The sequence below is a fragment of the Flagellimonas lutimaris genome, assembly GCF_051494225.1.
GTDB classification, from domain to species: domain Bacteria; phylum Bacteroidota; class Bacteroidia; order Flavobacteriales; family Flavobacteriaceae; genus Flagellimonas; species Flagellimonas lutimaris_A.
In genome coordinates this window covers 56,092-77,906 of record NZ_JBNPYE010000001.1, presented here as the reverse complement: position 1 = coordinate 77,906, position 21,815 = coordinate 56,092, and the positions used below count along the sequence as shown (strand labels likewise).

Here is a 21,815-nt window from a genome sequence, read left to right as displayed (position 1 = left end):
AGAATTTGCCCCGATCAGTTTAGAATATATTCGATAGGACAAACCATTGTAGTGAACTTGGGGCAAAACGAAAGCATTGGTAGTAAGTAATCGCCTCTCATTCGGCCAGATTCTTTGTTTCTTCGCTAAGCGATCCCTCGAATTTAGGAATAGGCCGCTTTTCTTTCCCAGCTTCGGTTTCCACTATTCCATTTTCCTTGATGTCGTTTATCAACCATTGCATTTCCATTATCTCCCTGCGTTGTGCCTTGATAATTTCATTGGCAAGCTCACGTACCCTGACATCTTTTATTTGAGAACGTTCACTGGTCAAAATAGCAATGGAATGATGGGGTATCATTCCTTCCATGTAGTCGACTCCTGAAACGGTAACCTGACTCCTGACCAGCCATATCCCACCTGCAATCAACAAAACACCCAAGGCTAAAATTGACATGTTCTTGCGTCGGTCTTTATACATCTGTAGCATATATAGCAGCATAATAATGATCATCGATCCCCCCATTATCAAAGTCATGAAAAATCTAGTCTCACTATACCAAAAATGATCAATGATTTGATATGAGTGGGTGTACATTAAAAAAAACATGGCGACCATTGAGGTGCCAATCATCGCAAAAAACTTTAAATAATTATTGGATTTCCTTTGACTATCTTCCATTGTGCAAATTTTATCTGGTTATTGTGATTATTCCTTGACTTTCGATTATTGTATTGTTCCATTCCAATTGTAGGCCTGACAATTTACCTGTCCCAGTTATCATATATTGGTTCAATTGGCTTTGCTCATCGCTTGTATTTTATATTGACCTCCGTTATTTTCCAATGCCTTTTGTAGATTTTCAAGGGGGACCTCAAATTGCGACTCCACTGTAGCTTCTGCGTTTTTTAGATTGACCGCTACATCGGCTACACCGGCCACATTGAAAAGAGCTTCTTCAACGTGCCCCCTACAGCCATCACAAGTCATTCCTTCTATTTGGTATCTTCTTTTCATGTTGTGATGATTTTATATTTTAACAATTTTACACATAGAATCAACAATGTTGGTTCCAACACGTATGGGAAAAGTAACACTTTCTGTATAAGGGCATTGTTTGAAAAAAAACAAACCTTGACCCATTTGCGAAGAAAGATGTTTTTTAAATAGCGTTTAGGAAGCTGGTTCCTTGGAAAGGTATTGCGCCCTTAATGGTAGAGGTTAAATATCATCAAGCGATATTCTATTTTGAATGGCACTTTTCTTAAATTGTGTAGGTGTCATTCCAGTTACTTTTTTAAATTGGTTGCTTAAATAGGCAACGCTGCTATAGTCCAATTGAAACGCTATTTCCTTTAAGCCCAATTCGTCATAAACAAGAAACTCTTTGATCTTTTCAATCTTTTGGTTGATGATATATTGCTCCAAGGTAATGCTTTCCACCGCGGAAAACAGCGAACTAAGATACTTATAGTCAAGATGCAATCCATCGGAAAGGTATTCGGGCCATTTGACCTTTTCCATGGGTCCGGTGTAGTGTATCGCCTCAATCACTAGGTTTTTGATCTGTTCTATCAACTGACCTTTACGATCGTTGATGATCGTAAATCCAATTTTCTCAAGTCGTTCGTTGAGACCTTCCCGTTTTTCAGGCGTGATTTTCCCATTGAGGGTTATTTCACCCAACGACACATTCATATAGGGAATGCCCTCATCGTCCAAAATACCTTTGACGGCCATGATGCATCTCGGACAGACCATGTTTTTGATGTACAACACATCTTTCGATTTACTGGACCCAACTTCCATATCATGCAGTGAATTTCCACAGGGCCTTCAAAAAAATGACGACCACTGCCAATATAATGATCAATATCAAGGCCAATATGCCAAGGATTTTCATTCTTTTTTCCTTTCTTTTCTTGGCCGAATCCCGTTTCTTTTTCGCCAGATCCCTTTTTTTCTTTCGTCTTTGCCTCCTAAGTTCGCTCATTTTTCCCAAAATGGTTCAACTGGCACAATAGTCAACTATTTGCTCCTAACAGGAGTCCTTTGCCAAATAAGTATGTCAATGTGTTTGAACTATCGCCTTTTCCATAATTTTCTGATCGTTGGTGAGCTGACATACCACAACAAGAATCCGCTCAAAACGGTAATCAATCCCATCAGGGAAAAAATCCGTAAAACCATGGTGTTAAAATCGTCCCGTCCCTCATAGTCCATGGTATGGGTCATCCACAAAAAATCGAACCATCTCCAGGACCGATACCTTACACGTTGAAACGACCCATCGGTCTCTGAGACATACGCTTTTAGGTTTTCATCCGTTTCATAGGTGATCACATAGGCCGGTAATGGACGTCCACGATACTCGTGCTGCCCACCTGTTTGGGTGAGTCTTTCGACACTTTTGACCTTAAGTTCGGGCAACATATACTGTGAAGCAACGGCCAAGGCCTGTTGTTCATCGATACCCTTTTTGATCTCCCCCGTTTGTGCATCCATCAAAACCCCACCATTGATCCAATAATAGGGACTTCCCCCTATATTTCTCATTTCCAAAGATTTGATTTTAACGTTCCCGTGTCCATTGGGAGCAATTAAATTCCCAAATTCTGACTGGTCCGGATGCTCCTTGATGAATTGATCTCCATGGATCTCGTCAATGTCCGTCCAACTAAAATATAGTCCACTGATGGTCCACATTAGGAACTGGATCCCAATAAATAGGCCAAGATATCTATGTATCTTTCTGACCTTCATCGATGTTTTTCTTCCGACCATTAGTTCTTCCCGTTGTTCCGTGAGGAGTTATGCATCTTTACAATTTTCCAATCCCCATCCGTTTTTTTAAGGATGGTGGTGGCAACCCCTTTTCTGCTGATCGTTTTGCCCTCACCTCCATTTTCCGATTTTAGGCCAATGGTATAGACATAGCTTTCCGAAGTAAAGGCAAAGGGTAGCTCCACCTTCACTTCAATGGTATAATCCGAGAACTTAAAACTGTTGAAATGTCCAAGTTCTGGACCTATATGATGGTCGTGATAATGTTGATAGGTGCCTTCCACGCCCCCGGATTCAAAAACTTCGGAATCTTCCGCAAAAAGCTCCAAGGTACCTTCCGTGGTCAAGTTTTGCAGTGCTTCTTTATAGCTTTCCAATATCCTCAGCACAGCGGCCCTGTCCTGGTCTAGGTTTTCCTTGTTAGGGTTTGTTTGGCCAAAGCTTGTCCCTGTGAGAAATACGGCCATTAGAAAAATCTGTAAAGTAATACGTTTCATTGGTTTGTTTTAACATTGTTTAGGTTAGTATATATTGTATGATAAAGGCTCCCAGGACAATCGAAATGACGATCCCATACAGGATATGGGCCAACCATTTTTTTAAAATGGCCTTTTTCGGCTGCACAGGTCCATTGTCACGACAACAATCTTTCATCCTTTTTTTCCATTAGTGCCTGACAAGGGAAGGGAACGATTAACTAACTAACTCACCAACCAATCAACTTTGGGTGTTCCCCTCCCTTTCAGGACTTTATTTCCTCATTCATAGTAACCGGACATGACCAACAACAATAGCAATATCGTTTGTCCCGGTTTTAGGGTAATTTCCATGTCATTTTCAATTATCCAATTCTTCCATTAGATCATTTACCAAGGTCAATATCCGTTCTTTCTCTTCCACCGATAATTTTGCATCCTTATGGATCAGGGTATAGGAAGATAGGGGCATCTTATCGTCTTCGATCTGACTTGCGATGGACTTTAGTTTGCTCCTTTTTCTTCGATCCGAATAGTCGCCCCATTCATTGAAATTGAGTTCTTCCTTTCCCTCTTTGATGTGTTCTTCCAAAAACCAGGCGATGGGTTGGACCTTATTGTACCACGGGTATTGGGTGTTGTTACTGTGGCAATCATAGCAAGATACCCGCAAATCGTGTTCGATATCCTTGGCAACCTGGTTCACCGACATGAAGTCCGTATCGGGAACCACATCGCTCAAGTTGGGTTCTGTGGGCACAAACTGGATGCCCACAAATCCCAATAGCACTACCAATGCTATGATTTTCAGCACTTTCATTTAATTGATTTCCTTTTGCACCTTACCACAGGTCAACATCTTACTTCCAAAAAATGGATTCTGGATTTCGTTGCTTGCGCTGAGCCACGTTCCTCCTTGGTTGTTGTTGTACATGGGGCAGAATTGTTGGTACAAGGTTTTGGAAGTCCCGGTTATGGCAATAAAATCGACCATATCCTTGCCCAGTCCCTCAAAGTGTTCCCGTTGGTGACCGATATCACTTTTGGCGATATGCTCCCCATGTTCCTTGGCCACTTCAATGATATCGGACAGCTCCTTCTGTTGCTGTTCATCGTATCCGCTGATATCAAAGCTGCCCAAGGCACTGGCCAAGGCTTGGCCCGATTTGGCCGCTTCATCCTTATTGTCCGCCACCAGGGCATCCTTCAGTTGGAGGTAGCTGTCGATCACAGATGTGCCCTGTGCATCGGACGAACCCATATCATGGTCCATGGTCCCGTGGTCCATTTCCCCCGCAGAGCTCTCATGGTGATGGCCCTCTTCCGTTCCCATCTCCATATGGGCTCCTTCCTTGTCATTTGTTTCCTTCTTACCGTCCTTACAGGAAATCACGGTAATGGTCAAAAGCGCAATGGCAATTGTACTTAATGTAACTGTTGTTCTTTTCATTGTAATTGATTTTAAGATTAATTCCTCATTTTGATTGCCCAGGGTCGGCATATTTGTATTATCCCCCATTATTGTTGCTATTTTAATTTTTTCATCTAATTTTCCATTTCTCCCACGCAGGCACTCTACCCTTATTCTTCCTCGACCGTACGCTTTTTCCCCAAAAACAATCGTTCCCCGAAAAAAATAAGCACCATCAATACCAGGGCAACAATGACCACCAAAAGATCACTACCGGCCTTTGACCAAATAAAGGCGCCCAACACCAGTACATCCAGCACAAGGGCCGTAATGAGGATAATGGGATTTGCACCGATTTCCTTTCGTAGATTGTTTAGGACCCCCCAATGGATCCCGATATCCATGATCAAATAAAAGATGGCCCCCAATGCAGCGATCCGGCTCAGATCGAACAACATGGTGAGCCCTATGGCAATCACCACGGTATACACCAACATATGTTTCTGTATGTCCCCGGGAATCCCAAAATGTCGATGTGGTATCAATTCCTTTTCAGTGAGCATGGTGGTCATCCGGGAAACGGCAAAAATGCTGGCAACGACCCCGGAAACGGTGGATATGATCGCCAGACCAACGGTGAACCAGACCCCATATTTTCCAAAAGCGGGTCTGGATGCCTCGGCCAGCGAATAGTCCTTGGCCGCAATGATTTCCTGGATGGAAAGATTGGAAGAGACCGCAAATGCCACCATGAGATAGACCAGGGTACATATCACCAAAGAAATGACAATGGCCCGTCCCACGTTACGTTTGGGATCGACGATCTCATCCCCACTATTGGTAATGGTGGTAAAACCCTTATAGGCCAATATCGACAGTGCCAATGCCCCCAAATAATCCACCAGGGAATGCTCGGTCAAGGACTGGGAAGGAACGACCTGATCAAAGGTAAATCCAGCTGCCCAAAGGCCACCAATGGCAAAAACCGCTATCCCGCCGATTTTTAGTATGGCCATGACCAAGGACGATCCCCCGATAGCTTTGTTTCCCATCACATTGACAATAAAGGCTGTGATCAACAACAATACCCCAAGGATCGGGGGCCAGAATCCTTTCGACTCCACATCAAAAAGCTCCAATACGTAGGTCCCGAACGTCCGGGCCACCAAACTCTCATTGATGACCATGGAAAGGGCCATCAGCAGTGCACCGGTAGCGGTCCAGGCCGTTTTACCGTAAACCTTTTTGAGGTACATGCCAATGCCCCCGGCAGAGGGGTAGGTATTGGACATTTTGACATAGGTGTAGGAACTGAAACCTGAGATGACTGCCCCGATTAAAAAAGCAAAGGGAAACCATTGGCCGGAGAGTTCGGCAACCTGACCCAAGAGCGCAAAAATTCCCGCACCGATCATCACACCGGTTCCCAAAGCAATGGTATTGGTCAGACTCAGGCTATTTTTTTTGTATTCTGCCATTTAAAAACGGGCTAGCAGGCCTCCGCCCCAACCATATCGGTTGTTGTAATTGGCCTGGATTGAAAAATTACGTGAAAGGATATAGGAGGCCCCTACCAGCCATTGGGTCTCACTTTCATAGGATGAATTCCCCAAATCGTTGACCCATCCAAAATCGGCCCGAAATTCATATTCCCCCTCGAGGAAAATCCTGGGAAAAAGCAATAGTTCCCTATCCAACCTTATTCTTGGACGCAGCTGGTGGTCCATACTCACATCCATATTAAAGCGGTATGGGGTAAAATACTTGACCCCTATCAGTCCCACTGTATTGAAACGGTCATAGGAATCAGGGATGGAGGTTTCCGTGTTTACCCCTGCATAGACCCGTACCCAGTCATTGAGATACCTGTTATAATTGACTTCCACCTCGGCATTTTGGTCGTAGTCAAATTCTGCCCGTACCCCAAATTCATTCCTGATATTACTTGAAACAAGGAAGAGTTCATTAAAATTGGAACCCAATCTGGCAGCACCCCAAGCATAATAATGGTCAGTTTCATCTACCAACTTTTGAACAGGAAAATCCTTCATCCTCAGATCCCTTGGGGTATCATAACTGAAAACCCTGGCCATGCCCCCCATCATGTGGTAGAGGATATGACAGTGGAAAAACCAATCCCCGTACTCTTCATTATAAAATTCGATGACCACTTTCTGCATGGGCGGCACATTGACCGTATGTTTCAAGGGTGACTTTTCACCATTCTCATTGATGACCCTGAAATAATGCCCATGGAGGTGCATCGGATGGTGCATCATGGTCAGGTTGTTGAGGGTGATCCGGGTTACTTCCCCACCTTTGATCTTGATCTTATCGGTTTCTGAAAGTGGCACACCGTTCATACTCCAGATATACCGTTGCATATTTCCCGTCAGGTTCAACAGAATGTCATTGACGGGCAGATCGGCATTATAGGTAGTACTTTCCTTTGCTTTTAAGAAGTCATAGTTGAAATACGTTTTACGGGTATCGTAATCAAAAGCTGAAGTGTCTTTCTGCATCATTGGCATAGTCTGAACCATAGGGTTTTCCATCTTGTCCTTATGTCCGGTGGATTTCATTGACGTTGAATCCTTTTCCATTCCTGCCATATCCCCCATCTTTTTATCCATCTCCATGTGCCTATGATCTTCATTCGCATTCATAGGCCTTTTATCATCCATCTTCGCAATGGGTTTATCCTTTTGACCGCTCATTTCGGTCTTATCCATCGACATCCCATTGTGCATACCCATATCCATGCTGCCATCCTTCATGTCCATCTGCATCCCATACTTTTGCATCAAATATTCGGGTGTATTTTTCTTCTTGTTGCCGGCCATTGCCGGAGCTCCCATTTTCATGTCCATTTGGGCCATTTGTTTCATCATCGCCACTTTGTCGGGCCTATCGATGGTCGTTGCGGGAAAAAGCGTTCCCTGCCCTAAATGCAACGAGGTATGCCCGGAGCCGTCCTGTGCCGTGGCCGTTACCTCCAAAGTGCCTTCAGGAACGGTCACGATGACATCATAGGTCTCGGCAATGCCAAAAAGAAAACGACTTTTGGAAACAGGCTCCACATCGACACCATCCCCGGAAACCACCATGGGGTTACCGCCACCGAAATCTATCCAATAATAGGTGGAGGCAGAGGCATTGACGAACCGGAGCCGCACTTTTTCCCCTGGTTTGAAATCAGGGTATTCGGCCAATGTTTTCCCATTGGTCAAAAATGCGGGGTAGTAGATATCCGCAATATCCGCTCCTTCCATACGATCTCGCCAAAATTTGAGTTGTGCACCTAGTGCACCTTCCTTGATGACCCTGCTCAAGGGCACCGCGGTCCCTTTTTTGACCTGGTACCACTCGTTTCCCCGTTTAAGGTTTCGGAGCACGTTCATGGCCTTTTCGTTCGTCCAATCGGAGAGCACCACGACCAAATCCTTATCGTAGTCCAACGTCTTTTCCTTGGGATGGATCAGTATCGAGCCATACACCCCCTTTTGCTCTTGCAGCATGGTGTGGGAATGGTACCAATAGGTACCTGATTGGTTGATCGGAATCCGATATTGGAAAGTTGTGCCAGGTTCTATGGGCGGTGTGGTCAAATAGGGAACCCCGTCATAAAAATTGGGCAAGATCAATCCATGCCAGTGTACGGAGGTTTCCACATCCATCTTATTGGTCACGTTGATCAGGGCGAAGTCACCCTCGTTGAATTCCAAGACCGGTCCCGGAATACTCCCATTGATGGTCATTGCATCGGCAGTGACCCCACCGAGGGTCAATTTGTTCTGTTCCAGTACAAGATTGTATTCCCGAACAGGTCTACCTTCCTCTTTTCTGTCCTCACCATTTGTCCCCACTTGCCCAAAAACATGGGTCGTCAAGGCAGTTAGGACAAAAAACAAGATTTTAGATTTCAATATTTTCATCATTCATTCATTTACATTTGTTCAATTACATTTCATCGGTGATTTCACCGCAGGTCAACATAGCCTCTCCGAAATAGGGATTTTTGATCTCTTTGGTCGTACTCAACCAATAGGCACCTTTGTTGTTATCGGCCATCGGGCAAAACTGTTCGTATATCTTTTGATCGACCCCAAAAAGCTTGACACCTTTGGATAGATGGGCGGACAGATGTTTAAAATGATCGCGTTGGGCTTTGATATCCGATATCTTTGAAATGGAATTCGCCGAATTGGAGATTTCCTTCGATATCGTCATCCAATGGCCGTGCGCCTTTTTGTCCGTCAATTGTTTCATATCCACATGTTCCAAGGCCGACAACACTTTTTTTGCAGCGGCATTGGACTTGGCGGCATTATCATTGACAAGCGCATCCTTTAACTCCAAGTAGGCGCTCAACACCTGTTTTAATTGGTTTTTAAAAGTCGCTGTCGCCGTCATTCGCTGGTTCATATCAGAATGGTCTGTTTTGTTTTCCAAGCCGGGATCCCCCATATCCATTTCCGAATGATCGCTACCGCCTGTACCCTTGTCATCCCCCATCTTCATGCCTCCGTGGTTATGTCCCGTCATGGCGGGCCCACCTTCAGGATTCATCATGCTCGGTTTCCCGGCCAATTGGGCCGCCGCGTCGATACTAAAGGTCCCGTTTACCGCGATCTCATCCCCTTCTTGCAGCCCCTCCTTGACAATGAAACCATTTCCCAACGATGGTCCCAAGGTGACATCGCGCAACACAAAATTCACCCCATTGGATGTGGTATTCTTGATGTATACCACAGAACGTTCCCCGGTCCACATCACTGCCGACTTAGGAATGGTTATCGCTTCTGATGCAATGGGCTGTTTTGCTTTTACGGTTCCGGAAGCGAACATTTCCGGCTTTAACCTTAAACCGGTGTTCCCGATCTCGATTCTGGCCTTGGCAACCCTTGTCATGGGATTGATCACCGGGTCGATATAGGAAATCCTGCCTTTGAAGTTTTCGCCCGGGAGCGAGGGTATGGTAAAGACCACTTCATCGCCTTTTCTTACCCAGGGCATGTCGGACTCATAAATATCGAACAGTACCCAAACGCTGTTCAGGTTGGCAATTTGATATAATGCCTTGCCCTTGTTGACATAGTCGCCAAGGTTTACCATTTTTTCGGTAACGTAGCCTGAAACATCGGCATGTATCGGCAATTCCTCCTTAACGGTCCCGGATTGAAGTATCTGTGCGATTTGGTTGTCGGAAAGCTTCCAGTTTTTTAATTTTTCCTTGGCGGCATTAAAAAACTGCGGTTGGGTGTCCGCCACCTTTCTTGCTTCAAAAAGTTCCTCTTGTGCAGTGACCAGATCAGGGGAATAAATATAGGCGATGATCTGCCCCTGCTTGATATACTCCCCTGTAAAATTCACCATTAGCCGTTCCACCCTGCCGGGAATATGGGAAGATTGGGAATAGATCGATCGTTCATCCGCTTCCACCTTGCCATTAAGATCGATCAATTTGACCGGGGCGGTCTTGCCCACGATTTCCGTAGTGACATTGGCAAGCTGCATGGCGGTTTTCGACATGCTAACGGCCATGGGGTCCAGTTCCGAACCGTTGTCATTTTCCAAAGGGATCAAGTCCATCCCACAAATGGGACAATCTCCCGGTTCCGTCTGTCTGATCTGGGGATGCATGGAGCAGGTCCAAATGGTTTCTCCCGATACTTCCGAAGTATGTTGGTGTTCCTCTGTGGCATTGCCCTTGGAGCCCCCGAACAATAGCCATCCCAGCAAAAGTCCAAGAACCAAGGTGGACAAGGCTATTTTTACTATTTTTTGTGTTTCTGATTTCATCTGATTATTTTTTTGCCGTGATATAGTTAAACTTGGCCAACGCTATTTCATATTGCGTCAATGCGCTTATTTTCAATTTAGTATACTTCAACAATTGTTGCTGCATTCGTAACACCTCCTCGAAGTCCTTCCCGGAATTCCCATAGGCTGTGAACAACAGATTGAGTGCTTGTTCCGATTCCATGATCTGTTCATCAAAGAGGGAAATCAAATCCGTCTGCTGCCTTATGTCAAAAACGGCCATTTCATAATTGGTCTTCAATGTATTGGTGACTTCCTTTTTTTGCAGTGCATAACTTTCCTGCATCAATTGGGCCTCCTTTTCGGCTGCCCTGTACTTACCCCTGAATAGGGGCAGGCTCAAGGTAACCATGGGCATCAATACATCCTTGCCATTATCGGGAACCACCATGTCGGTACGCTTATCAACCATTACATAGTCCAGTCCGACCCCCACTTTTGGCAGGCCTTGTTTAAGGGCTGCCCTTTCGGATGCCGCTGCAGCCTTGACCTTTAATTCCAGGGAATTCAAGAGCGGATGGTCCACTACCAAGGAATCTTTGACATAATCAATGGGCAGTACATTGACCCCAAAGGTCTCAGGGATGTTTATTTGTTCATCTTCCTTACGGTCCAATAGTTTATTGAAGGACGCCAAAAGGGGGATTTCCTTATGTTTAAGGATACCCAGATTCGTCCGGGCTTCCTTTAAAAGCACGTCCACCCTTAAGACATCGACCAATGATCCCAAGCCATTTTTGAATTTCGTATTGGAAACCGTCCTGTAGGATTCCAGAATGGCAATGTTGTCCTCTTCGATCCGTACCCACTCCTTAAGTTCGTACAATGGAAAATAAGCTGCTGAAACCTCGTAATAAAGTTTGTTCCTGGCATCCAAAAAAGACTGGTACTTGGCCTCTGCCATAAGTGCAGCGGCATCACCTTGGGCCTTTAAGGTTCCAAACCAAGGAAACATCTGAGTCAGTGAAAACCTTGCCTTTTGGGGCCCTACCCGGGTTTCGACCGGGGAGATGAAGTACCCAAAGGACAGGTTTGGATCTGGTAAAGCCTTCACCTGCGGTACTTTTTGTAACGCCGCCTCAAAATCTTTGTACTGTGAAAGCAACCCTGGATTGTTCTCAGCCGCTACCTTAAAGTAATCCTCCAAGGTCTGGCCGTTGGAAAGGATACTTGTCAAGACAAATATGATGGTCAATACATTTTTCATTTTACTGTATTTTTTTCAATGCTTTGTTGCGATTTATAATGACTGTTTCCCTCCAATAGGCTTGGAGTACCGGGACCACGAACATGGTCATGATCTGAATGGCCATTCCCCCAAAAGTCGGGATGGCCATGGGAATCATAATGTCGGCCCCTTTTCCGGTAGAGGTCAGCACGGGCAAAAGGGCGATGATGGCCACGGCGGCCGTCATCATGGCGGGACGGACCCTTTTTTTCCCTGCCTCCAAAACCGCCGCTCTTACATCCGGTACGGTTTGAGGGTTCTTTTCCTCAAAAACCTGGTGGATGTACGTACCCATGATGACACCATCATCGGTGGCAATACCGAAAAGTGCGATAAAACCAACCCAAACCGCAACGCTTAAATTGATCGTGTGCATTTGGAACAGATCCCGCATGTTGACCCCTGAAATGGCAAAATTCATGAACCAATCCTGACCATAGAGCCAGAGCATTATGAAACCTCCCGCAAAAGCAACAAAAACTCCGGAAAAATGGATGGAGGATGCGATGACCGTCTTGAACTGAAAAAACAGGAGCAAGAAAATAACGATCAAACTGATCGGTATGACAATGGACAGTCTTTTCACTGCCCTGATTTGGTTCTCATAACTCCCAGAAAACTTATAGCTTATTCCGGCGGGAACCGTTAATTCACCTGCATCGATTTTTTTCTGGATGGCTTCCTGGGCATCGTTCACCACATCGACTTCCGCAAAACCGTCCCGTTTATCAAAAAGCACATAGCCCACCAAAAAGGTGTTTTCGCTCTTGATGGCCTGAGGCCCGCGGACATATTCAAAATCCACCACTTGGGATAAGGGAATTTGCGCCCCTACCGGTGTGGGAATCAAAATTTTCTTCAACGATTCCGGGTCGTCCCTCAATTCCCTCGGGTAGCGCACCCGCACGGGAAAACGTTCCCTACCTTCAACGGTGGAGGTGATTTTCATCCCACCGATCGCTGTTTCGATGCTTTGCTGCACATCTTCAATGTTCAAACCATATCGGGATATCCCGTCCCTGTTGATATTGAGGTGCAAATAAGGTTTGCCCACTATTCTATCGGCGAATACGGCTTCTGCCTTGACCGAGGGCACTTCCTTCAAGATACCTTCCAATTGCATCCCAAAATCCTCGATGGTCTTCAGATCGGGACCAAAAACCTTGATCCCCATGGGAGCGCGCATTCCGGTCTGCAACATCACCAACCGGGTTTCTATGGGCTGTAATTTGGGAGCAGAGGTTATGCCCGGGATCTTGGTGACCTTTACGATCTCATCCCAGATATCGTTGGGGGATTTGATATGAGGCCTCCAGTTTCGGAAAAACTCACCGTCCTCATCCACGATCAGGTCCTTCTCGGCAATCCCTAACTGCAAGGCCTCCTCATTGGTCAAAGTGTCTTTATGCTGGGTAATGAACCTGTCCTTTCGATCTACTTTATAACGGACCCTATGTCCGTCTTCATTCACAATGAATTCAGGTTTATAGTTGATGATGTTCTCATACATGGAAATGGGTGCAGGGTCCAGTGCGGATTCAACGCGACCGAGTTTACCGACAACCAAGTCCACTTCGGGTATGCTTCCCAAGAGCATATCCAACTGTCCAACCACCCTTTTGTTGTATTCCACCCCTGAATGCGGCATGGATGTCGGCATCAACAGGAACGAACCTTCATTGAGCGATGGCATGAACTCGGATCCTATGCCCGGGAATCTCTTGGAAGCTGCCTGCCATCCCGAGGTCTGTCTGACACTTTTCCAACCTACCGATTCAAAGCCTTTGGCCACGATTCCAAAGGTGCTATCGAACCCCAGCCAAACCAATACCCCAAAAAACAGGGTCACGAATGGGATGAGCATGAACTTTCCTTTGTTTTCCAGACACCACTTTAGGACCGGGGTATAGAAATGTACGATTCCCATCAAAGCGGCCAGGATAATGCCCACTAGGAACAACACAAAAAAGTAGTTGACCACAATACCGTTTTGGGGTCCCAAGGGCATCCATTCCTCGGTCAGGAAGAAGGAAGCGATAAAAACGGTCAGTCCCAAATTGATATAGTTGGGAAACGATTTATAGTGCTCCGGCCATTTGGGTTCCATCAAATTGTTCAACCCAATGAGTGAAATGACCAATGGCAACCACATCTGGGCATAAAATGCAAAAATAAGCCCGGTGGATATCAATAGAATGGACCAAAACCGTCGCACCCGTTTCTTGTCATAATCCACCCCCATTACAAAATGGGCCAATGCCGGAAGCACAACGATTCCCAGCACAAAGGCGCTCAACAGGGCAAAGGTCTTGGTAAAGGCCAAGGGCCTAAATAGCTTCCCTTCTGCCGATTGCATGGCAAAGACAGGCACAAAGCTCACGACGGTGGTCGCCAATGCGGTCGTAATTGCCGAGGCCACTTCCACGGTGGCCTTATATATTACCTGAATGAGTTCCTTGCCCTTGGCACCATGGTTCTCGGGCATTTCCAAATGACGGATAATGTTCTCGACGAACACGATCCCCACGTCCACCATCACCCCTATGGCAATGGCTATCCCGGAAAGGGCCACCACATTGGCATCTACCCCGGCATATTGCATGACAATAAAGGTCATTAGGACCCCGACAGGCAATAGACTGGATATGATCACAGAGGCCCTCAGGTTGAGGACAAGTACCAGTACAACGATGATGCTGATCAGTATTTCGTGGGACAGGGCATTTTCCAAAGTACCTATGGTCTCGTGGATGAGCTGTGTCCGGTCATAAAACGGGACCACGGTCAATTGGCTTTCCACACCATTGGCCAATGTCTTTTTGGGCAAACCGGGTGCGATTTCCTTGATCTTGTCCTTCACATTATTGATGACCGCCAAAGGATTGGAACCATAACGGGCGACCACGACGCCACCTACCACTTCGGCGCCCCCTTTATCGAGCACGCCCCTTCGTGTGGCCGGTCCCAAGCTGACCACCCCAATATCCTTGACCCGAACCGGGACATTGTCAAAGACGGCAACCACGGCCTTTTCTATGTCTTCCGTATTTTTGACATATCCCAAGCCCCTGACCAAATATTCTGCTTGATTGACTTCAATGGTCTTGGCGCCCACATCCCTGTTCGACTTCCGTACGGCCTCCATGACCTTGTATAAAGGAATATTATAGGCTTTCAGGGCATCTGGATTTACATCCACTTGATATTCTTGGACGAAACCACCGATCGAAGCCACTTCGGACACCCCGTCCACGGCATTCAACCCGTATTTCACATAAAAATCCTGGGCAGTCCGTATTTCGTGCAGATCCCATCCTCCTGTAGGGTTCCCATCCTTGTCCCTTCCTTCCAGGGTATACCAATATACCTGTCCCAATGCCGTGGCGTCAGGACCCAAAGTCGGGGTTACCCCATCGGGCAACAGCCCTGCGGGAAGTGAATTCAATTTTTCAAGGATCCGGGAGCGCGACCAATAAAATTCCACATCATCATTAAAAATGATATAGATACTGGAAAATCCAAAGATGGATGAACTACGGATCGTTTTCACCCCTGGAATTCCAAGTAAATAGGTCGTCATTGGATAAGAAATCTGATCCTCGATATCTTGTGGCGATCGCCCGGGCCATTGCGTGAAAACAATTTGCTGGTTTTCCCCAATATCGGGAATGGCATCCACGGGCACCGGGTCTTTTGGGAGAAAGCCCGTATTCCAATTGAAGGGGGAAGTGACAATCCCCCAGGTAACCAACGTTATTAAAACGAGAACGGTCACCAGTTTGTTCTCTAAAAAGTATTTTATGATTTTATTAAGCATATCATGAGTTTATTGTGTTGGAAATAGTGAAAATGTTCCAAAGGCAATAAATACCTAGGGCCATGCCAAAAACCATAGCACGGCCAAACGTCATCGATATGCTCTTAAATAAGGAAAGTTTGATCAAGAATCTGAATATCCTTGACCAAAAGGGGCGGAGGGTAATGTACGACAGGAACTATATTTTCCTGTAATCCCTCAAAAAGATTGATGTAACTGTAGGTGAAGGCAACCAGGAACTGATGCTCCCCAACACTTAAATTTTCAACGGAAAGCAATAGATCCCCATTTCCTTGTACGGAAAGCGTTTCGTCATCGCAACACTGTTTTTTCTGCAGCTTGTGCTGGTGTGAATCCGATGGCTGCTGCATATCCATTCCACAGGATTCCGCTTTACCGAAGAAGGAAAAATCAACAAGATCTTCCCCACAATAGTGTTGTGCCACCGCAAAGGAAAAGGTGGATGCCAGCACGTTGAGTGCCATAAAACAAGATAATATTTTGAACCAAAATATTCTCATAAGCGGTTACAAAACTACAAAAATTTTAACAACCTCATTAAATTTAACACAATTTATACAAGGATTCCGCATAAAGCCCCTGCTTTTCAAAGTACCGACCATGGCACCCCATACTTTTGATCTTCAAACATTTATACGACCATCGTATCTGCTCCGGGACGGTATAAAGCACTTCGTGGTTCGAAGGCCCTCCTTACTGGCAACGGATGGAACCCTGACCAATAGCATTGTATTTTCAACCCGATTAAAGGTGGAACCCTTGTCTTCAATCGAACCATAACAGACCTTAAAGTTCCTCGATACCGAATCCGATCGTTGGACAGCTGACGGTCATTCCTTTCCCCACATATTGTATACCAGTATAGTATTGTGATCCTTGTGGTGGCCCAATGCCAGTACTTTTGGTAAACCTGATATTTGTCATGTTTTTTCCGAATCCCATACCTTACATTTGGAACCAAATCCTGCTGAAATCACACACAAACAGTAATCATATGGATAACTGCATAATTGATTACAGTTTGATTTTTAGCGAGTTAAACAAAATTTAGTAACTTTAGGAAGTGAAGCAAACCACATCGAAAATATTGTCCCTGTTTCTGGCCTGTTCTGTATTGATCAGTACCACTTCCTTTGCATCGAATGCCCATTTTTGCTGTAACAAGTTGGTCAGTTTTTCTGTGACCGGCAAAGCAAAACCCTGCGACCAAAAGCTTCAAAATCCCAAAAACACCTCAAGGAAGTGCTCTTTGGAACAAAAGGATTGCTGCAGCACCGATACCTATGCCAATATTGGCAAGGATGACCTGATGCTGGATTCCTTTGACCTTGATTTCGGCACACTTGTATTTCTAAATGCCTTTATTTTTTACCATATCGATCGTTTCGAAGGGCTACAGGAAAACATAATCCCTTTTAAAGACTACGATCCCCCGTGGATCGAACAGGATCTCCTTGTCCTTCATGAAACTTTCCTAATTTGATTTTTACACTGGCGGAACGTCAATGCAATCGTTCGCTCTTCACATTGGTCATGGCCACTAAATGACCTTTTTTGTCGTGTGCTATCTCCACGACGGCATATCCTGATCGATTCTCCTATCGGGTTTTGACCCGATATTATTTACGCTTAACAATAACTCAGACACCATGGATTCCAAAAAGGAATACTGGATAAAGCATATGGTCTGTAGGCGATGCCTCAAGGTCATAAGACAAGAATTGCATGACCTGGGCATTGAGGTTCTATCCCTTGAACTGGGGAAACTTACGGTAAATGCCCCGGAAATAGGGATTGCCGAAGTTGACCAAAAAGTCGTGGACGTCCTACATTCCAATGGCTTTGAAATAGCCAAAAGCGAAGAGGAAATGATCGTTGAGAAAATCAAGATAGGCTTGATTTCCTTAGTGACCAACGTCCCGATTAACCACAAAGGGAACACCTCGGACTACCTTGTCGATTTATTGCATCGCGATTACAAAGTACTGAGCAAGGTTTTTTCCAGAAATGAAAACATCACGATCGAAAAGTACTTTATCAAGCTCAAGATCGAAAAGGTAAAGGAGCTTATCCAACTGGGACAATATTCATTTTCCGATATCGCCTATATGCTCGATTACAGCAGCGTCAACCATTTGTCCGCACAGTTCAAGGAAATTATGGGGATGAGCATGACGGATTACAAAAACGGACAAATGTGGCAAAGGGATTTTCTTGACGAAATAATATAAAAATCCAGGAATATTATGAAGATGGCCTGTCAGGTCAAACAGTAGTTTTAACGCAACAACCTAACAAATAATAAAATGAAACTTACACAAAAAAAATCAATACCCATAATGCTAACGTTCCTAATGACCCTTTTGGCCCTACAGGCGACCAGAGCACAGACCCAATGGGAAGCCCCGGCCAGTGCGGACAATTTGAACAATCCCTTAAAAAATGATGCCACGGCGACAGAAAGCGGCAAACGGACCTTCAGAATGCTCTGTGTGATCTGCCACGGGGCCAAGGGTAAGGGAGACGGCATGGGCGGAGCCGGATTGACCCCAAAACCCACCGACTTGACCAGTGCCAAGGTACAGTCCCAATCGGACGGTGCCCTATTCTGGAAATTGACCAACGGTAAGCCCCCTATGGCTTCCTATGAAACCGCACTTCCCGAAAACAAGAGATGGGAATTGATCAACTATATCAGAACCTTGAAAAAATGAAAAAACTACTAATGACCCTAATTATATTAGGGTTGGGATCTTCGGCTTTGGCCCAGACCTACAACACCTTTGAACCCAGTAAGACGCAGTTCATGCTGCGTGGTTACGGACACACCGGATTTGAATATTTGGATACCGGTGGTGAACAAGAATCCACCTTTCTAGGGGCCACATTCGCCCCTATATTCCTCTACAAGCATTCCGACAAGCTCATGTTCGAGGCCGAACTGGAGTTTGAGCTCGAAGGAAATGAATTGAAAACGGGACTGGAATATGCCGATGTGATGTATGTGCTCAACAAGCACATGACCGTAAGGGCCGGTAAATTCCTGCTTCCCTTTGGAACCTTTATGGAGCGTTTGCACCCTGCATGGATCAACCGACTTCCAAGCAGACCCCTTGGATTTGGTCACGACGGAATTGCACCGGCCTCCGATATCGGTGTCGAACTCAGGGGGGCATTCGATCTGGGCGGTCCCAAAATGAACTATGCGGTTTATGTGACCAACGGTCCGCGCATCAAGGATGGAAGTGAGGAGCCTGAAGAAGCGGGTATGCTGGATTTCGGTTATTATGAAGATGTGAACCTGGCCAAGGCCTTGGGTGGCAGGATCGGCCTACTCCCGCTCTCGGATTCATCCATGGAATGGGGGATTTCCGCCTATACCACCAACAGTACCGGCGCAGAGGACTCCGATTACAAGGAAGTGGGTGCCTTTCTTTGGGCGCTGGATCTTTCCTATGTAAAATCGATCACCCCCTTACAAGGGGTTGTGGACATCAAGGCCCAGTACAACAGTTCCAATGTGGATACCGCCACCTACTATGAAATCGAAGATGGGATTTCCGAACCTTACTCCTTTGACAACCAAAGCAGCTCCTTTTATACACAATTGAGCTATCGCCCCATCATGTCGGGAAGCGACTTTATAAAGCAACTCGAATTTGTGGGTCGATATTCCGATTTTAACGCCCCTGAAGGAGCGGAGTGGGAAGAGAAGTCAACGCAGTACGCTTTTGGTTTGAACTATTGGCTGAGTTGGCGTTCCGTGGTCAAACTCAGCTATCAAACCACCAAGATGGAAGGTGGTCATGACAGTGATGGCACGACCCGAACCAATGGATTGTTTGTGCATTGGGCCATTGGATTTTAAAATCAAAAAAAGAAAGTGAAATGAAAACAACAACGAATTTTAAAGCAGCAATAATCCTGTCCGTCATGGCATCGATCATGGTCGCCTGCTCCTCCAATAAAAAACCCATTGCGACGGATACCGCGACCGAGGTGGCGGGGAGTGAAGTGGATTTCAAAATTGAAAAATCCGGGGCGCAGCTCTGGGGCGAGGTGTGCAACCGATGTCATATCGCCCCTTCACCCGCGGATTACAACGATACCGATTGGGAAACCATAAGCCTGCACATGCGGGTTCGGGCCAACCTGACGGAAGAGGAGATCACCAAAATCGAAACCTTTCTGAAATCAGCCAATTGACGTATAATCTTTAATTCATATACAATGAGAACTTTAGTAATTTTTTTTTCAGTGATGGGTCTTATGTCCTTAAACGGTTGCAAACAATCAACCGATGTAGAAGCCTTGCTTCAAAACGAGGAAACAAGAAGCGAGATCCTTAAAGATCTGGTACAAAACCATGATTATATGATGGAATTCATGGAACAGATGCAAGGGAGCGACCATGCCATGCAAATGATGCAGGGAAACAAAAAAATGATGGGCACCATGATGAAGGGACAAGGCATGCAAATGATGATGGGCGACAGCACCATGATGAACCAAATGATGGGCAACAGACAAATGATGCATTCCATGATGAACGGAATGATGAAGGATGGCGAGATGATGGGCGAAATGATGCAAATGATGCATGACAAAGGGATGATGAGCGAGGAATGCATTCAATCCGGCATGAAAATGATGGGGGACAAAGGAATGGGGATGAACCATTAGACCATGGGTTCGATCGGCCATGCCGAACACTTTGAATTCTTGACAACTAAAACGGATATCTCATGAAAAATCACTGGATATGGATGGTCCTGGGATGTGGACTACCACTGCTGTTCATTTTTTTGGCGCCTTCAATCGGGATGGGCGATGGCGCTTCCCTTTTCATTTTCATCCTGGTCATGTTCGCCATCCACCTGTTCATACCGCACGGTTCGCATGGACATGGTGGAAATGGCCACACCCATGACAGGGAAAACGAACAGGGTTGATCGGAACAATAGCACCCATGGACTCCAAGGAACGAAATATTTTAATACAACCTTAAATCAAGTATCATGCATTATTACGACGGACATTTTGGAGGTATGCACCTTATATGGTGGATTATCTGGATCATCTTTTTGGCTTGGATATTCTTTATCCCATCGGACATTCCCTATAAAAGGCACCAAGAGGATAGCCCACTGGAAATTTTAAAAAAAAGATTTGCGAAAGGCGAAATTTCCAAGGAGGAATTTGAGGAATCAAAAAAGGTCCTTCAAACTGACAATGAATCTAAAACAGAAAAACCATGAATCGATTTAATGTAAAAAAATTAGGCTTTGCCTTTGGTCTTACTGGGGCCATAATCTATTTGGGCTGTATGATCGTAATGGCAACGGCCGGCAAAGAGGGTACGATATCCTTTTTCAACAGTCTACTGCACGGATTGGACACCACCAGCATCATACGAATGGATGTGCCCCTGTCCGAGGCTTTTTTGGGGCTTGTACAGACCTTCATCATAGGTTGGCTCATCGGGGCGTGCATAGGTGGGCTTTACAATGCCCAGATCAAACATCGAAAATAGCCTTACGTTTCGAAGATCATGCAGTACGTTTGGTTCATATGGTCCCTTATCATCCTGGCACTCTGGGCACTCCTTTTTGTGTTGAAAAAAGGGTATAGGGAAGAAATGCTCAAGATGAGTCTTATCACCATGCCCTTTGGATTGACCGAGCCCCTGTTCGTGCCGGAATATTGGCTTCCCCCCTCTTTGTTCCAATTGGCCGAAAAAACGGGTTTTGACCTGGAAAGCTTGCTGTTTTCCTTTGCGATAGGTGGGATAGGCACCGTGCTCTACAATTTGATATTTGGAAGGGTCCTTTCCAAAATCCCTTTGATCGAGCGCCATCATAAAAGGCATAATCTGCACCTATATCTTCTTTTTGTGCCCGCATTGGTCTTTGTCCCCATGGCGTTGTTCACCAAGCTTAATCCCATTTATTGTGGTGTTTTGGCCCTGCTTGCGGGTGGGTTGGCCACCCTTTATTGCAGGCCCGATCTAAAGGGAAAGGTCTGGGTGGGCGGCTTCCTGTTCACCTTGTTGTATTTTTTGTATTTCGGGAGCATACTTCCCTTCTACCCCCAATACGTCGATCTGTACTGGAACCTGGACAATCTTACCGGTATCCTTGTTTTCGGCATTCCCATGGAAGAGCTATGGTTCGCTTTCACTTTTGGAATGTACTGGTCCGGTTTGTACGAACACCTATTCTGGAGAAAAACCGTGAAATCCGAAACCCTATCCATTGACCCAAACCCTAATTGAA

The 21,815-nt window shown here is 45.6% G+C and carries 24 protein-coding genes; 10 read left to right on the top strand and 14 right to left on the bottom strand.

The genetic code is table 11. The annotated features are described in order from the left end of the window. Window positions 1-97: 97 nt before the first annotated feature. The 13 genes from ACQQ5U_RS00365 to ACQQ5U_RS00305 all read right to left on the bottom strand — a co-directional run bounded on the left by ACQQ5U_RS00365 (window position 98) and on the right by ACQQ5U_RS00305 (window position 16,040). On the bottom strand, window positions 98-436 hold the full coding sequence (locus ACQQ5U_RS00365) for a DUF305 domain-containing protein (protein WP_234414759.1): 339 nt from the start codon (window positions 434-436) through the stop codon (window positions 98-100). Between the two features lie 336 nt (window positions 437-772). Then, complete coding sequence (locus ACQQ5U_RS00360) at window positions 773-997, bottom strand: heavy-metal-associated domain-containing protein (RefSeq protein WP_090294903.1); 225 nt, start codon at window positions 995-997, stop codon at window positions 773-775. Between the two features lie 204 nt (window positions 998-1,201). Further along, entirely contained in the window at window positions 1,202-1,789 is a 588-nt protein-coding gene (locus ACQQ5U_RS00355) for a helix-turn-helix domain-containing protein (protein WP_036383511.1), read from the bottom strand. 273 nt (window positions 1,790-2,062) lie between these two features. Next, a complete protein-coding gene (locus tag ACQQ5U_RS00350) occupies window positions 2,063-2,764 on the bottom strand; it encodes a PepSY domain-containing protein (protein ID WP_067035945.1) in 702 nt (233 codons plus the stop codon). Beyond that, window positions 2,764-3,261 carry a YybH family protein gene (locus tag ACQQ5U_RS00345; RefSeq protein ID WP_437394914.1) on the bottom strand — a complete coding sequence of 166 codons (498 nt, stop codon included), beginning with the start codon at window positions 3,259-3,261 and terminating at the stop codon, window positions 2,764-2,766. The genes ACQQ5U_RS00350 and ACQQ5U_RS00345 overlap by 1 nt, the downstream gene beginning before the upstream one ends. 340 nt (window positions 3,262-3,601) lie before the next feature. Further along, entirely contained in the window at window positions 3,602-4,060 is a 459-nt protein-coding gene (locus tag ACQQ5U_RS00340; protein WP_090294899.1) for a heme-binding domain-containing protein, read from the bottom strand. Then, on the bottom strand, window positions 4,061-4,690 hold the full coding sequence (locus ACQQ5U_RS00335) for a DUF3347 domain-containing protein (RefSeq protein WP_090297508.1): 630 nt from the start codon (window positions 4,688-4,690) through the stop codon (window positions 4,061-4,063). Window positions 4,691-4,821: 131 nt separating this feature from the next. Then, the gene (locus ACQQ5U_RS00330) at window positions 4,822-6,129 is read right to left on the bottom strand and encodes an APC family permease (RefSeq protein ID WP_036385867.1); all 1,308 of its coding nucleotides are present in this window, start codon (window positions 6,127-6,129) and stop codon (window positions 4,822-4,824) included. After that, window positions 6,130-8,586, bottom strand: a complete 2,457-nt coding sequence (locus ACQQ5U_RS00325; protein WP_090297505.1) for a multicopper oxidase domain-containing protein — start codon at window positions 8,584-8,586, stop codon at window positions 6,130-6,132. A gap of 25 nt (window positions 8,587-8,611) precedes the next feature. Next, complete coding sequence (locus ACQQ5U_RS00320; protein WP_036385873.1) at window positions 8,612-10,453, bottom strand: efflux RND transporter periplasmic adaptor subunit; 1,842 nt, start codon at window positions 10,451-10,453, stop codon at window positions 8,612-8,614. A gap of 4 nt (window positions 10,454-10,457) precedes the next feature. Then, window positions 10,458-11,681: a TolC family protein gene (locus ACQQ5U_RS00315; RefSeq protein ID WP_090294896.1), complete on the bottom strand. Its 1,224-nt coding sequence runs from the start codon at window positions 11,679-11,681 to the stop codon at window positions 10,458-10,460. A gap of 1 nt (window position 11,682) precedes the next feature. Beyond that, window positions 11,683-15,519 carry an efflux RND transporter permease subunit gene (locus ACQQ5U_RS00310; RefSeq protein ID WP_036385877.1) on the bottom strand — a complete coding sequence of 1,279 codons (3,837 nt, stop codon included), beginning with the start codon at window positions 15,517-15,519 and terminating at the stop codon, window positions 11,683-11,685. Window positions 15,520-15,623: 104 nt separating this feature from the next. Next, window positions 15,624-16,040: an HYC_CC_PP family protein gene (locus ACQQ5U_RS00305; protein ID WP_437394912.1), complete on the bottom strand. Its 417-nt coding sequence runs from the start codon at window positions 16,038-16,040 to the stop codon at window positions 15,624-15,626. A 100-nt stretch (window positions 16,041-16,140) separates the two neighbouring features. On the opposite strand from ACQQ5U_RS00305, the gene ACQQ5U_RS00300 reads away from it, so the two are divergent. The 7 genes from ACQQ5U_RS00300 to ACQQ5U_RS00270 all read left to right on the top strand — a co-directional run bounded on the left by ACQQ5U_RS00300 (window position 16,141) and on the right by ACQQ5U_RS00270 (window position 20,223). Next, window positions 16,141-16,320 (top strand): hypothetical protein, encoded by a 180-nt coding sequence (locus tag ACQQ5U_RS00300; protein WP_437394911.1) that lies wholly within the window; start codon window positions 16,141-16,143, stop codon window positions 16,318-16,320. Window positions 16,321-16,603: 283 nt separating this feature from the next. Further along, window positions 16,604-17,023, top strand: a complete 420-nt coding sequence (locus ACQQ5U_RS00295) for an HYC_CC_PP family protein (protein WP_036385880.1) — start codon at window positions 16,604-16,606, stop codon at window positions 17,021-17,023. A 166-nt stretch (window positions 17,024-17,189) separates the two neighbouring features. Beyond that, window positions 17,190-17,771, top strand: coding sequence for a helix-turn-helix domain-containing protein (locus ACQQ5U_RS00290; RefSeq protein WP_036385881.1), 582 nt, complete (start codon window positions 17,190-17,192; stop codon window positions 17,769-17,771). Between the two features lie 75 nt (window positions 17,772-17,846). Beyond that, window positions 17,847-18,254, top strand: coding sequence for a c-type cytochrome (locus tag ACQQ5U_RS00285; RefSeq protein ID WP_036385883.1), 408 nt, complete (start codon window positions 17,847-17,849; stop codon window positions 18,252-18,254). Beyond that, on the top strand, window positions 18,251-19,408 hold the full coding sequence (locus ACQQ5U_RS00280) for a hypothetical protein (RefSeq protein ID WP_090294894.1): 1,158 nt from the start codon (window positions 18,251-18,253) through the stop codon (window positions 19,406-19,408). Before ACQQ5U_RS00285 ends, ACQQ5U_RS00280 begins: the two co-directional genes overlap by 4 nt. A 20-nt stretch (window positions 19,409-19,428) precedes the next feature. Next, window positions 19,429-19,746, top strand: a complete 318-nt coding sequence (locus ACQQ5U_RS00275; RefSeq protein WP_139150385.1) for a hypothetical protein — start codon at window positions 19,429-19,431, stop codon at window positions 19,744-19,746. Window positions 19,747-19,770: 24 nt separating this feature from the next. Continuing rightward, window positions 19,771-20,223 (top strand): hypothetical protein, encoded by a 453-nt coding sequence (locus tag ACQQ5U_RS00270; protein ID WP_090294890.1) that lies wholly within the window; start codon window positions 19,771-19,773, stop codon window positions 20,221-20,223. 131 nt (window positions 20,224-20,354) lie between these two features. Here the strand turns inward: ACQQ5U_RS00270 and ACQQ5U_RS00265 are convergent, their stop codons facing one another. Further along, window positions 20,355-20,501 carry a hypothetical protein gene (locus ACQQ5U_RS00265; protein WP_175443743.1) on the bottom strand — a complete coding sequence of 49 codons (147 nt, stop codon included), beginning with the start codon at window positions 20,499-20,501 and terminating at the stop codon, window positions 20,355-20,357. Window positions 20,502-20,558: 57 nt separating this feature from the next. On the opposite strand from ACQQ5U_RS00265, the gene ACQQ5U_RS00260 reads away from it, so the two are divergent. The 3 genes from ACQQ5U_RS00260 to ACQQ5U_RS00250 are packed head-to-tail and all read left to right on the top strand — an operon-like array spanning window position 20,559 to window position 21,814. Then, the gene (locus ACQQ5U_RS00260; protein ID WP_090294886.1) at window positions 20,559-20,798 is read left to right on the top strand and encodes an SHOCT domain-containing protein; all 240 of its coding nucleotides are present in this window, start codon (window positions 20,559-20,561) and stop codon (window positions 20,796-20,798) included. Further along, complete coding sequence (locus ACQQ5U_RS00255) at window positions 20,795-21,073, top strand: DUF5676 family membrane protein (RefSeq protein ID WP_090294883.1); 279 nt, start codon at window positions 20,795-20,797, stop codon at window positions 21,071-21,073. Before ACQQ5U_RS00260 ends, ACQQ5U_RS00255 begins: the two co-directional genes overlap by 4 nt. An 18-nt stretch (window positions 21,074-21,091) precedes the next feature. After that, window positions 21,092-21,814 carry a lycopene cyclase domain-containing protein gene (locus tag ACQQ5U_RS00250; RefSeq protein ID WP_090294881.1) on the top strand — a complete coding sequence of 241 codons (723 nt, stop codon included), beginning with the start codon at window positions 21,092-21,094 and terminating at the stop codon, window positions 21,812-21,814. The last annotated feature ends 1 nt before the right edge of the window (window position 21,815 follow it).